This window comes from Roseateles noduli, from assembly GCF_050626985.1.
GTDB lineage: Bacteria > Pseudomonadota > Gammaproteobacteria > Burkholderiales > Burkholderiaceae_C > Roseateles > Roseateles noduli_A.
Genome location: NZ_CP192463.1, coordinates 5,894,581 through 5,907,049, shown reverse-complemented (window position 1 = coordinate 5,907,049; position 12,469 = coordinate 5,894,581). Strand labels below are relative to the sequence as shown.

Here is a 12,469-nt window from a genome sequence, read left to right as displayed (position 1 = left end):
TGGGTTGATCGATTTCAGCCCCGGCTAGGCAAGACCTGGCACGGGCGTTGCAATGAAGAAGGCAAGACAACACGGCGAAGCAGCAGAACGGCAACGCCGAACAACATCCGACAGGGAGGACCACATGGTCAACACGCAACTCTTCAAGACGACGCCCGGCAAGCTGGCGCCCGCCGCGGACGCGGTGAACCAGTCCGGCGCCCGTGCCTACGGCTACAAGACCCGGCACCACCTGGCGCAACTGGCGGCCACCGGCTGCATGACGTCGACCTTCCACGCCGACGCGTCATCCCAGCTGGAGGACGCATTGGCGCTGGCACAGGACGTCGACACCGCCTTCCTGGCCAAGACTGCGGTCTACGCCCGCCAGGCCGGCCACATGAAGGACATGCCGGCGCTGCTGGCGGCCGTGCTGGCGCAACGCGACATCGCGCTGCTGCAGCCCGTGTTCGGCCGCGTGATCGACAACGGCAAGATGCTGCGCAACTTCGTTCAGATCCTGCGATCGGGTCAGACCGGCCGCAAGTCGCTGGGATCGCGTCCGAAGAAGCTGGTCCAGCAATGGCTGGTGACCGCGAGCGAACAGCGCCTGCTGCAGGCGTCCATCGGGAACGAGCCGACGCTGGCCGACGTGGTCCGCATGGTCCACCCGAAGCCGGCGGAAGCCTGGCGCGCGGCGTGGTTCGCGTGGCTGATCGGCCGTCCGTACGATGAAGCGGCGCTGCCGCCCGCGACCTTGGCTTACGAGCGCTTCAAGCGCGCGCTGCTGTCCGGCACGACGGAAGGCGCGACGGCGGACGATCTACCGCCGGTGCCCTTCCAGATGCTGACGGCCCTGCCGCTGAACGACTCGCACTGGGCGCGCATCGCGGCGCAGGGCTCCTGGCAGATGGTGCGCCAGAACCTGAACGCGTTCGCGCGTCATGGCGTGTTCGACCAGCCCGGCATGACTGAGCAACTGGCGGCGCTGCTGCGCGATCCGCAGGCCGTCGCCTCGGCTCGCGTGCTGCCATACCAGCTGATGACGGCGTTCAACGCGGCGTCGGACGTGCCGGCGGCGATCCGTGACGCGCTGCAGGACGCGATGGACGCCGCGCTGGTCAACGTGCCGGCGATCGAGGGCCGCGTCGTGGTCTGCCCGGACGTGTCGGGGTCGATGTCCTCGTCGGTGACCGGCTGGCGCGGTTCGGCGACCTCGGCGGTGCGATGCATCGACGTGGCCGCCCTGGTGGCTGCGGCGCTGGTCCGCAAGAACCCGCGTTGCCGCGTGATGCCGTTCGAGCAGCGCGTCGTGCCGGTCAAGCTGAATCCCCGCGATTCGGTGATGACCAACGCGGCGAAGCTGGCGGCGGTCGGCGGTGGCGGGACCTCGGTCAGCGCGCCGCTGCGTCTGCTCAATGAGGAACGCGCAAAGGTGGATCTGGTCGTGATCGTGTCCGACAACGAGTCATGGATCGACGCGCGCCGTCACGGCGCGACCGAGACCATGACACAGTGGGAGGCGATCAAGGTCCGATGCCCGACGGCGAAGCTGGTGTGCATCGACATCCAGCCCGGCGCCTCGACGCAGGCGGTGGAGCGCAAGGACGTGATGAACGTCGGCGGCTTCTCGGATGCGGTGTTCCGCATGGTCGGCGACTTCGCCGCCGGCGCGACCGAGGTCGGCCACTGGGTCCGCGAGATCGAGCGCGTGGCGCTCGATCCGCAGTGAATGATTGAATGAAGGCTGTCGACGGCACCGGATGCGGTTGCCGCGGCGAGCGATGAATGCCGGTGGAACTACAGCATTGTCACTGCCCAGGTCGCGGGTTCGAATCCCGCCGGTCTCCCCCGGGAGGCCGTAGCTCAGCGGTAGAGCAGGAACACGTTTCACCACCCCTTGTCATCGCTCACCGCGGCAACTGCCCGGTCGAGTCCCAGCACCGTGTTTTTGCGATGAATGCTGGCAGGACTACAGGTAGAGCACCCGTCCCCTCGGGGACGCGGACGTCGCGGGTCCGAATCCCGCCCGGCGCAAGCCGGTAGCTCAGGAAACGTCTTGCCGATCCCTTGTCATCGCGCTTTTGAATGGAACGAGTCATGAAGCACTACAACGAGATGGAAGTCGCCGGCGGCGTGCCGGTGAAGATGTGGACGCAGGGCGTGCCCGTCGAGGACGAAGCCCGCAAGCAGCTGATGAATGCGGCGAAGCTGCCGGTCGTGTTCAAGCACATCGCGGCGATGCCCGACGTTCATCTGGGCATCGGCGCGACGGTAGGCTCGGTGATCCCGACGCTGAAGGCGATCATCCCGGCCGCGGTCGGCGTCGACATCGGCTGCGGGATGATGGCCTGCAAGACCACGCTGCGCGCCGAGGACCTGCCCGACAACCTGGGCCCGCTGCGTTCCGCGATCGAGGCCGCCGTGCCGCACGGCCGCACGCCCAAGGGCCGCGACGTGGGCGCGTGGGAGAACCCGCCCGAGATGGTCGACGCGGCCTGGGCGGAACTCCAGCCCGACTTCGCCGAGATCTGCCGCGACTACCCGAAGCTGAAGAACACCAACAACCACAAGCACCTGGGCACGCTCGGGACGGGCAACCACTTCATCGAGGTCTGCCTGGATGAAGTGGGTTTCGTGTGGTTCATGCTGCACTCGGGTTCGCGCGGCGTGGGCAACGCGATCGGCACCATGTTCATCGAACTGGCGAAGAAGGACGCGATGCAGCACCAGGCCAACCTGCCTGACACGAACCTCGCCTACTTCGAGGAAGGCGCGAAGTACTTCGGCGACTACGTCCGCGCGGTGGGCTGGGCGCAGAAGTTCGCGGAGACCAACCGCGAGGTGATGATGCGCCGCGTGATCAGCGCGGCGAGGAAGGTCATCGGCAAGAAGTTCGAGAGCCACATCGAGGCGGTCAACTGCCACCACAACTACGTGCAGAAGGAGACCCATTTCGGCCAGGACGTGTTCGTGACCCGCAAGGGCGCGGTGAGCGCGAAGAAGGGCCAGATGGGGATCATCCCCGGCAGCATGGGCGCGCGCAGCTACATCGTGCGCGGCAAGGGCAACCCGGAGAGCTTCGAGAGCTGCTCGCACGGGGCAGGACGCACGATGAGCCGCACGGAAGCCAAGCGCCGCTTCACGCTGATGGACCAGCGCGCCGCGACCGAAGGCGTCGAGTGCCGCAAGGACAAGGACGTCATCGACGAGATCCCGATGGCCTACAAGGACATCGACGCGGTCATGGCGGCCCAGCAGGACCTGGTGGAAGTGGTGCACACGCTCAAGCAGGTGGTGTGCGTGAAGGGATGAGGCACGGCCGGATCCCGCATGACGACGACAAGAACGAGAAAGCGGCGACCGACGCCGCGCGGAAGAGGAAACCGCGCGGCGGACGATCGCGGGAGGGAACCATGGACAACAACAACAAGCTCATTGAGCTCGACGGCTCGCACGGCGAAGGCGGCGGGCAGATCCTGCGCACGGCGCTGGCGCTGGCCATGTGCACGGGCACGCCGCTGCGCATCGAGCGCATCCGCGCGAAGCGCCCCAAGCCGGGCCTGATGCGCCAGCACCTGACCTGCGTGCTCGCCGCGCAGGAGGTGTGCGGTGCGACGGTGGTGGGTGCGGAACTCGGCGCGCAGACGCTGGAGTTCCGTCCCGGCCGGGTGCATGCCGGTGACTACCGATTCGCGGTAGGCACCGCCGGCAGCTGCACGCTGGTGCTGCAGACCGTGCTGCCGCCGCTGATGCTGGCGGACGCGCCCAGCCGCCTGCACCTGTCCGGCGGCACGCACAACCCGATGGCGCCGCCCTTCCATTTCCTGCAGCGCAGCTTCGCGCCGCTGATGCGTCGCGCAGGGGCGAAGCTGGACCTGACGCTGCGTCGTCACGGCTTCTACCCCGCCGGCGGCGGCGAGATCGAGGCCGTGATCACGCCGGCCGACGGCGGCCTGCGCCCGTTCGACCTGCTCGAGCGCGGCGAGCCTGTGGAGGCCTTCGCGGAAGCGGTGGCGCCGGCACTGCCGCGCGGCGTGGCCGAGCGCGAACTCGAGGCCCTCGAACGCCTGACCGGTTGGGACAAGCATCAACTGCGCATCGGCACGGCACGTCAGAACGAAGGCCCCGGGAACGCGTTGATGACGACGCTCGCGTACGAGCACCTGTCCGAGGTGTTCATCGCCTTCGGCGAGCGCGGGCTGTCGGCGGAGGAAGTCGCACGGAAGGTCTTCACGGAGATGCGCGCCTATGAGATCTCCGCCGGCGCGGCGGGCCCGCACCTGGCGGATCAGCTGGCGCTGCCGCTCGCACTGGCGGTGGCGGGTTCCGGCCGGCCGGCCGCGTACACATGCACCGAGTTGACGGAACACAGCCGCACCAACTTCGGCGTCATCGAGCGCTTCCTGGACGTGCGCTTCGACTCGCACCTGGAGGTCTCGCGGGCGGGCAACGCCTGGCGCGTGGACATCCTGCCCGGCGCGGCGTGACCGCTGGGCAGCCGGGATGATCGCGCGATGAGATGACGATGACACCGCGATGAAACCACGCTGAAACGCGGCGCCCGCGCGCCGCGTCACAATCCCGCACCGCGCGCCCTTCGGGGCGCGTTCCCCATTCCAGAACGCGCACGCCCCGCCATGAGCCACGCCCTTCCGCTGCAGCAACACCTCCCGACCGTCAGCCCGCTCGCCTATGGCTGCATGGGCCTGGGCGGCCACTGGGACGACTCCCCGTGGACCGACGCCCATGTCGACCATGCGCAGGCGGCCGTCGAGGCCGCGCTCGACATCGGCGTGACGCTGTTCGACCATGCCGACATCTACACCCGCGGCAAAGCCGAGTCGGTCTTCGGCGAACTGTTCCGCCGCCAGCCCTCGCTGCGCGACCGCATCGTGCTGCAGAGCAAGTGCGGCATCCGCTTCGCCGACGACCAGGGCCCGGGCCGCTACGACCTGTCCGGCGGCTACATCGTCGCGGCGGTCGAGGCCAGCCTGAAGCGCCTCGGCACCGAGCGCCTGGACATCCTGCTGCTGCATCGCCCGGATCCGCTGATGCAACCCGAGGAGATCGCCGAGGCCTTCCAGCGCCTGCGCGCGGCGGGCAAGGTGGGCCACTTCGGCGTGTCCAACATGAACGTGGGCCAGATGGCCTGGCTCGGCCACGCGCTGGATCAGCCGCTGGCCGTGAACCAGCTGGAACTCGGCCTCGGCCATCTGGAGCCGTTGGACGCCGGCACCTGCTTCAACGACCGCCAGGCCGCGATCCGTCCCGGAGCGTTGGCCTGGACCGGCACGCTGGAACACTGCCAGCAGCACGGCATCCAGCTCCAGGCCTGGGCCGCGCTGGCCCGCGGCCGCTTCAGCGGCGAGACCGCGCAGGACCCCGCCGATGAGGCCGCGCGCGCGCTCGTTCACCAGCTGGCGCAGCAGCACGGCGTCAGCACGGAAGGCATCCTGCTCGCGTGGCTGATGAAGCACCCGGCACGCATCCAGCCCGTCATCGGCTCTGCCAACCCGGATCGCATCCGCGCCTGCGGCGATGCGCTCCGTGTTCAGCTCAGTCGCAATGAGTGGTACGCGCTGTACGTGGCAGCGCGGGGTGCGCCGCTGCCTTGAATTCGCCCGTGGCCGTGGCCGTGGCCGTTGGGCGTGGGCGTGGCGAAGCCCTCTTACTCCCTCTCCCGCTTGCGGGAGAGGGTAGGGGTGAGGGCCAGCGGCGGTGGCAGTGCCGAAGCCCTTTGGGGCCCCTCTCCTGCTCAGGCTGCGGCGTTGGCCGCGAGGTCGCAGGGCCTTGGCGGCAAGCGCCAAAACCCTGCGACCTCCCGTCCCCAACCAGTACCGTCCTTCAACGGTTTTGCTACCGAGGACTTCGAGGGAGCGGCGACTGAGCGTCGCTGAGCGTCAGAACGCAGCGCTGAGCTCTGCAACGAGCGCGGCCGCGCCGATCTCACGCACCGCCGCGAAATTCTGACCCGACCACAGCGGCGAGAAGTCGCCGCTGCCCTGCGCTTCGGCCTTCGCCCGCAGCAGCGCAATGCTGGAAGTCGCCAGCGGGAATTGCGGGGCCGCGTCGTTCAGCGGACCGACCTCGCGCATGTAGCGGTTCACGATGCCGCGCGCCGGACGACCAGTGAAGAGATTCGTCACCGCCGTGTGGTGATTCGCCGGATCGCGCAGCGCCGCCCGATGCGGCGCGCTCGTCGTCGCTTCCTCGCACAGCAGGAACGCCGTGCCCAGTTGCACCGCCGACGCGCCCAGCGCCAGCGCCGCTCGGATGCCGCGCACATCCGCAATGCCACCGGCCGCGATGACCGGCACCTTCACCGCACGCACGATCTGCGGCAGCAGTGCCATCGTGCCTGGCTGGCGCGTCAGGTCGTCGCTGAGGAAGTGACCGCGATGCCCGCCCGCTTCCCAGCCCTGGGCGATCACACCGTCGGCGCCGTGTTCGTCCAGCCAGCGGGCCTCGTCGACCGTGGTCGCACTGCCCAGCACCAGGCTGCCCCACCCCTTCACGCGGGCGATGAGTTCCGGCGACGGCAGTCCGAAATGGAAGCTCACGACCGGCGGCTTGAACGGCTCGACGACGTCGGCGATCTCCGCGGTGAAGGGGGCGCGTCCGGGGCCGGCCTTGATCTGCGCCGGATCGATGCCGAACTCGGCGTAGTACGGGCCGAGGCGGTCGCGCCAGCGGGCCTCGCGGACCTCGTCGGGCGTCGGCGGCGTGTGGGCGAAGAAGTTGACGTTGAACGGCTTGTCCGTGCCGTCGCGCAGCGCCTGCAGCTCCTTCTGGAGCAGCTCCGGCGTCAGCATCGCCGCGGGCAGCGAGCCCAGCCCGCCCGCGTTGCTCACCGCGATCGCGAGCCGCGCATCCTGCACGCCGGCCATCGGCGCCTGGATCAGCGGCAGCCGGGTGCCGAGGAAGAACGGAGCGAAAGGCGCGCTGGAGGTAGGCATGGCGACAGATCCTGGACTCGACAAGACGAACCGTGATGATCGCCCAAGGCCAAAGGCCCTGTCATGACCGGTCCATCTCGAAGGGCCGAATGCGACGGCCGTCGTCCTGCGCCGTGGCGCCCGCCAGCGATCCCGCGGCGGACTACTTGCAGCTGAAGCTCTTGGCGTTGACTTCCTTGACGTTGCCGGCGCCACAGGTAGTGGTGGCCTGCTCGCTCATCTTGCGGACGTCTTCCATGCGCTGGGTGGTGGCCTCGGCGGTGTTGGGCGCGATCACGCAGCCGGTGGACAGGACGGCGGCGGCACCGCCGAGCAGCAGCGCCTTCAGACGGGCGGCGGGGATGGAGCGGATGGTCATGATGAAGTTCCCTCGAAGGTTGAAATCGAGGGGAGTCTAGGCAGCCGCGCCTGCGCCGGATGCCTCTCCGACAGACCGCGCGCTTGCCGGGACGAGCTGCACGACGGCGCGACACGCCGGGGAACCGCTGCGGCCAGCGGACGACCCAGCGTCATGAGGCCGATGTCCCCAGGATCAGTGGCGGTGCGCATCGCGCCCGGATATCCCCATTCACACGCGCTTGACGAAGCCCGGCTACGCTTCATGCCTCGTCCTGCGGTCCAGCGGGACGATCCAGGAGTTGCCGTGACTGACCTTCGATCGATCCAGCGCCCTGCGACCGCGGTCCGCGCCGCGATCGCGGCGGTCCTGTGCGCCCTGCTGGGCGCCTGCGGGTCGGATTCGGCCGGCCGCAAGCCGGAAATGACTGCTTACGAAACCACCCAGCACGACCGCTGCGTCGCCCTGTTGCGCCCGATGCTGCACGGCCAGCCGGTGCGCTCGACGGCGGTCGAACGTGGCGCCCAAGGCCTGGACTACGTCTGGGTGAACGCCGAGGTCCATGACGACGAGGACGACCTGGACCGCCGCCTGGCCAAGGGCACGAGCTTCGGCGGCCATTGCCAGTTCGAGGCCGGCGGACAGGGCGTGCACCTGCATGTCTATGCGCTGGACGACGACGCCTCGCCGATGCCGGCGGGCGATTACCGCTTCGTCGCCGGCCCGCGCGACGTGGTCGTGAGCGCCGGCAGGCACTGACGGCCCCACGCGGCCGGCATCGCGGTTCGGCGGATACTTCCCCCTCCCTCGACTCGCGGGAGCGTTCTTGGCTGCCCCCTCCGACCCGCCCGTTTCCGCCGATCTCCCCGCGTTGCCGCCCTTCCTGTCCGGTGGCGGCGCAGTCGCGCCCTTGATCGCCGCCTTCGATTGGGGCACGACCGCACTGGGGCCGCTGGACGCCTGGCCCGATCACGTCCGCCACGCGACGGCGCTGATGCTGCGCTCGCGCACGCCGATCGTGATGCTCTGGGGCGAACCCGGCGTGATGATCTACAACGATGCCTACGGCGTGTTCGCCGGCGCGCGGCATCCCCAATTGCTCGGCAGCAACGTGCGCGAGGGCTGGCCCGAGGTGGCCGATTTCAACGACCACGTCATGCGCGTCGGCCTGGCCGGCGGCACGCTGAACTACGAGGACCAGGAACTCGTCCTGCATCGCCACGGTCGCGCGGAAAGCGCCTGGATGAACCTCGACTACTCGCCGCTGCTGGACGACAAGGGGCGGCCGGCCGGGGTGATGGCGATCGTCGTCGAGACCACGGCCAAGGTGATGGCCGAGCGCCGCGTCCACGGCGAGCGCCAGCGGCTGGCCCAGCTCTTCGAACAGGCGCCGAGCTTCATGGCCGTGCTGGCCGGTCCCGAGCATCGGTTCGAGAGCATCAACCCCGCCTACCAGCGGCTGATCGGCGACCGCGACGTGATCGGCCGCAGCGTCGCCGAGGCGCTCCCCGACGCGGCCGCGCAGGGCTACGTGACGCTGCTGGACGCGGTCTACGAGACCGGGCGCGCCTACACGGCGCAGAGCGCGCTGTTCACCGCCGATACGCCCGACGGTCAGACGCGCGAGCACTTCCTGGACTTCGTCTACCAGCCGATCCGCGATGAGCGCGGCGCGGTCACGCACATCTTCGTCGAGGGGGTCGACGTCACCGCCCGCCTGCGCAGCGAGCAGCGCGGCGCGGCGCTCGCCGGCCTGAGCGAACGGCTGCGCGAGGTCGGATCGCCGGCCGACATCGGCTTCGCCTCGGCGCAGATGCTGGGGATGATGCTGACCGCGTCGCGGGCCGGGTACTGCACCGTCGATCACGAGACGGAGACCGTCCGCATCGAACGCGACTGGCGGCGGGGCGGCTTCGACAGCCTGGCCGGCCTGCGCCGTTTCCGCGACTACGGCAGCTTCGTGGAGCAGCTCAAGCGCGACGAGGTCGTCGAGATCGCCGACGTCCTCGACGATCCGCGCACGCGCGACCATCGCGCGTCGTTCGACGCCATGCGGGTGCGATCCATCGTGAACGTCCCGGTGCTGGAACAGGGCCGGCTCGTGGCGCTGCTCTTCGTGCACGACGAGGCGCCGCGCGCCTGGAGCGCCGACGACGTGTCGCTGATCCGCGAGGTGGCCAACCGCACGCGCGTCGCGGTGGAGCGCGCGCGCAACCAGGCGATCGCGCAGGACCGCGAAGAGCGGCTGCTGCGCTCGGACCGGCGCAAGGACGAGTTCCTCGCGACGCTGGCGCATGAGCTGCGCAACCCGCTCGCGCCGATCCGCAACGCGGTGCACCTGCTCGAGGCGGCCGACCGCGAGGGCCGCTTCACCGGCATCCGCGAGCTGCTCGAACGCCAGGTCAATCACATGGTGCGGCTGGTCGACGATCTGCTGGAGGTCTCGCGCATCAGTCGCGGGCTGATCACGCTGCGGCACGAGCCGGTGAGCCTGGGCGCCGTGATCGACGCGGCGGTCGAGAGCAGCCGCCCGCTGATCGACCGCGAGGGTCATCGCCTGACCCTGCGCTTCGACGGTCCGCCGCCGTGGGTGCAAGGCGATCTGGTGCGGCTCACGCAGCTGCTGGTGAACCTGCTGAACAACGCGGCGCGCTACACCGATCCCGGCGGTCGCATCGACGTGCATGTCGCGCGCGACGGCGCCGACGCCGTCCTGACCGTCACGGACAACGGCATCGGCATCGCGCCGGAACAACTGCCGCAGCTGTTCGAGCTGTTCTCGCAGCTGGATCGCTCGCACAGCCGATCGCAGGGCGGGCTCGGCATCGGGCTGAGCCTGTCGCAGACGCTCGCGCGGCTGCACGGCGGCCAGTTGACGGCGACGAGCGACGGCCCGGGACAGGGCAGCAGTTTCCAGCTGCGGCTGCCGGAGATCCCCGCCGCGGCGGCGGGCGCTCCGGCGGCGTCGGACAACGATGCGCCGCTGACCGCCAGGCTGCTCCTGGTCGACGACAACCGCGACGCCGCCGACACCACCGCGGAACTGCTGCGGCTGATGGGCGCGGAGGTGGCGGTCGCGTACGACGGCGCGTCGGCGCTGAAGGCCGTCCGCGCGCTGCGACCCGACGCGGTCCTGCTGGACATCGGCATGCCCGACATGGACGGTCACGAGGTCGCGCGCCGGCTGCGCGCGATGGGGGAGGATATCGGCCATCCGCGTCTGATCGCGTTGACCGGCTGGGGCCAGGAACAGGACCGCGAGAAGACACGCGAGGCCGGCTTCGACGACCACATGGTCAAGCCGGTCGACGTCGACGTGCTGAAGGCGGCCCTGAGGGCCGCGCAGCGGCCGACGATGAACTGAATGGATTGAATCGACGGGACGGACCGACCATGCTGCTGCGCATCCACCACGCCGCGATCATCTGCGCCGACTACGAGCGCTCGCGCCATTTCTACACCGAGGTCCTGGGCCTGCGCGTGATCGCGGAGACCTACCGCGAAGCGCGGCGCTCTTACAAGCTGGACCTGGCGCTGCCGGACGGCGCGCAGATCGAGCTCTTCAGCTTTCCCGACGCACCGCCGCGGCCCTCGTACCCGGAGGCGCAGGGACTGCGCCACCTGGCCTTCGAGGTCGACGACGTCGAGCAAGGCAAGCGCGAGCTCGAGGCCAAGGGCGTCGCCGTCGAGCCGGTGCGCGCCGACGAACTCACCGGCCGGCGCTTCACCTTCTTCGCCGATCCCGACGGGCTGCCGCTGGAGCTTTACGAGCGCTGATCGTCGCGGAAGCCGCGGAGCCCGCAGAAGCAACAGAGGCCCCAGAAGCGGCAAGGGCGCGCCCAAGCTGGTCGCGCCCTCGCGTGCGGTGTCGACGGGTCGCCGCGGCGATCAGTTCAAGCGATAGTTCAGACGCAGCCAGGTGATCGTGCCCTCGGGGCGGTTGCGCACCGAGAACTCCTTCATCACCTTGAAGTCGACGCCCCACTCGCCGCTCTCCGCCAGATAGGCGATCAGCGGGCCGGCCGACAGCGCCTGCACCTTGTTGGCGCCGGCATCGCCGCCGCGATCGGCGGTGAACTGCTTGAGCACGTAGCCCTGCACGCCGACCTTCCACTGGTCGTTCAGCTGGTAGGTGCCGGACCAGTCCGCATGCAGGTACTGGCCGGAGCGCACGCCGGTGTCGTCGTTGCGCGTGTTGAAGGAGTAGGTCGCGCGCAGGCCGACGGCCAAGCCGTTCTCCCACACGCGCGAGGCCACCAGCAGCGGCTTGAAGGTCCAGTACTTGCCGGCGCCCGGATTGACCGGACGGTCCGCGTCGTACGAGCCCATCGGCGGATTGAACGCGACGCCCAGCGCGACGCGCGATTCGTCCTGCTGCCAGTCGATGTAGGCGGCCAGTTCCGGATCGGCCAGACCGCTGCGCGTGCCCGACAGCGCGCCGCCGGCGGCAGCCAGCTGCTGGTTGATCTGCGCCACCGCGGTCGGCGGCAGGCCGGCGGGGAGCACGGTGCTCAGCGTGAAGTCGTTGGTCTGCTTGACCAGCGGGAACGCGGCGGAGAAGCCCAGGCGGCCGTCCATCACGATCTTCTCGGTGACCCAGGTGATGCGCGGGACGAAGACATCCGCCTTGATCGAACCGTTCACCGTCAGCGGCAGCGTGCCGACACCGGGGATGGTCAGCGAGCGCGTCGGCGTGTTGCCGTCGGCGTCGCGCAGCTTGTCGGCCTCGTAGTGCTGGTACCAGGTCTGCAGGTAGACGCCAGGGAACTGCGGCGTCGAGATCTCATAGGACGGCGCGCCGAGCAGGGCGCGCACCTGGCTGTTCTCGGTGGCGTGCGCGGTGCCGGTGACGGCGACCAGCGAAACGAAGGCGGCGGCGAGCGCGGACGGGCGCGCGCGGAGAAGGTCGATGGACACGGGGATCCCTCCGGGGAGTTCTGGATTTTCGAATCGGGGCGCATCGTGCCAGCGGAACAGGCCGGGGCTTGTGCCATTCGTCACATCGGGCATCGGATTAGAGGCACGGCCCCAGTTTCCGGGGCTGACGCGCCACACCCCGCCGCGCTTTAATCCGGTCCGCAACGCGCCCGCGATCGCCGTCACCATCGGCCCGAACTCGCGACGCCCCGAGCCACGACCACACTCGCCACCGCATCCGGTCGGCTCGCGGTTCCCTCTCACAACATGACGCGTC

The 12,469-nt window shown here is 69.6% G+C and carries 10 protein-coding genes; 7 read left to right on the top strand and 3 right to left on the bottom strand.

Annotated elements, in window-relative coordinates:
• Positions 1-124 precede the first annotated feature (124 nt).
• From ACQ4L4_RS25790 to ACQ4L4_RS25775, 4 genes are all read left to right on the top strand, one after another.
• Positions 125-1,711, top strand: a complete 1,587-nt coding sequence (locus ACQ4L4_RS25790) for a vWA domain-containing protein (protein ID WP_431101634.1) — start codon at positions 125-127, stop codon at positions 1,709-1,711.
• A gap of 368 nt (positions 1,712-2,079) precedes the next feature.
• Positions 2,080-3,294, top strand: coding sequence for an RtcB family protein (locus ACQ4L4_RS25785; RefSeq protein WP_431101633.1), 1,215 nt, complete (start codon positions 2,080-2,082; stop codon positions 3,292-3,294).
• Positions 3,295-3,395: 101 nt separating this feature from the next.
• A complete protein-coding gene (gene rtcA, locus ACQ4L4_RS25780) occupies positions 3,396-4,469 on the top strand; it encodes an RNA 3'-terminal phosphate cyclase (protein WP_431101632.1) in 1,074 nt (357 codons plus the stop codon).
• 150 nt (positions 4,470-4,619) lie between these two features.
• Positions 4,620-5,597, top strand: coding sequence for an aldo/keto reductase (locus ACQ4L4_RS25775; RefSeq protein WP_431101631.1), 978 nt, complete (start codon positions 4,620-4,622; stop codon positions 5,595-5,597).
• A 285-nt stretch (positions 5,598-5,882) separates the two neighbouring features.
• On the opposite strand, the gene ACQ4L4_RS25770 is transcribed toward ACQ4L4_RS25775, so the two are convergent.
• Positions 5,883-6,938 (bottom strand): NAD(P)H-dependent flavin oxidoreductase, encoded by a 1,056-nt coding sequence (locus ACQ4L4_RS25770; RefSeq protein ID WP_431101630.1) that lies wholly within the window; start codon positions 6,936-6,938, stop codon positions 5,883-5,885.
• 142 nt (positions 6,939-7,080) lie between these two features.
• Positions 7,081-7,296 carry a hypothetical protein gene (locus ACQ4L4_RS25765; RefSeq protein WP_431101629.1) on the bottom strand — a complete coding sequence of 72 codons (216 nt, stop codon included), beginning with the start codon at positions 7,294-7,296 and terminating at the stop codon, positions 7,081-7,083.
• Positions 7,297-7,581: 285 nt separating this feature from the next.
• On the opposite strand from ACQ4L4_RS25765, the gene ACQ4L4_RS25760 reads away from it, so the two are divergent.
• The 3 genes from ACQ4L4_RS25760 to gloA2 all read left to right on the top strand — a co-directional run bounded on the left by ACQ4L4_RS25760 (position 7,582) and on the right by gloA2 (position 11,052).
• The gene (locus tag ACQ4L4_RS25760) at positions 7,582-8,034 is read left to right on the top strand and encodes a hypothetical protein (protein ID WP_431101628.1); all 453 of its coding nucleotides are present in this window, start codon (positions 7,582-7,584) and stop codon (positions 8,032-8,034) included.
• A 67-nt stretch (positions 8,035-8,101) separates the two neighbouring features.
• Entirely contained in the window at positions 8,102-10,639 is a 2,538-nt protein-coding gene (locus ACQ4L4_RS25755) for an ATP-binding protein (protein ID WP_431101627.1), read from the top strand.
• 29 nt (positions 10,640-10,668) lie between these two features.
• The gene (gene gloA2 / locus ACQ4L4_RS25750; RefSeq protein ID WP_431101626.1) at positions 10,669-11,052 is read left to right on the top strand and encodes an SMU1112c/YaeR family gloxylase I-like metalloprotein; all 384 of its coding nucleotides are present in this window, start codon (positions 10,669-10,671) and stop codon (positions 11,050-11,052) included.
• Between the two features lie 111 nt (positions 11,053-11,163).
• Here gloA2 and ACQ4L4_RS25745 read toward each other — a convergent pair whose 3' ends face one another.
• Positions 11,164-12,192 (bottom strand): SphA family protein, encoded by a 1,029-nt coding sequence (locus tag ACQ4L4_RS25745; RefSeq protein ID WP_431101625.1) that lies wholly within the window; start codon positions 12,190-12,192, stop codon positions 11,164-11,166.
• Positions 12,193-12,469 lie beyond the last annotated feature (277 nt).

Bases quoted from the DNA above. Each gene is read 5' to 3' on its own strand.
- ACQ4L4_RS25790 (WP_431101634.1), top strand. From the start codon at position 125: ATGGTCAACACGCAACTCTTCAAGACGACGCCCGGCAAGCTGGCGCCC.
- ACQ4L4_RS25785 (WP_431101633.1), top strand. From the start codon at position 2,080: ATGAAGCACTACAACGAGATGGAAGTCGCCGGCGGCGTGCCGGTGAAG.
- rtcA (WP_431101632.1), top strand. From the start codon at position 3,396: ATGGACAACAACAACAAGCTCATTGAGCTCGACGGCTCGCACGGCGAA.
- ACQ4L4_RS25775 (WP_431101631.1), top strand. From the start codon at position 4,620: ATGAGCCACGCCCTTCCGCTGCAGCAACACCTCCCGACCGTCAGCCCG.
- ACQ4L4_RS25765 (WP_431101629.1), bottom strand. From the start codon at position 7,296: ATGACCATCCGCTCCATCCCCGCCGCCCGTCTGAAGGCGCTGCTGCTC.
- gloA2 (WP_431101626.1), top strand. From the start codon at position 10,669: ATGCTGCTGCGCATCCACCACGCCGCGATCATCTGCGCCGACTACGAG.
- ACQ4L4_RS25770 (WP_431101630.1), bottom strand. From the start codon at position 6,938: ATGCCTACCTCCAGCGCGCCTTTCGCTCCGTTCTTCCTCGGCACCCGG.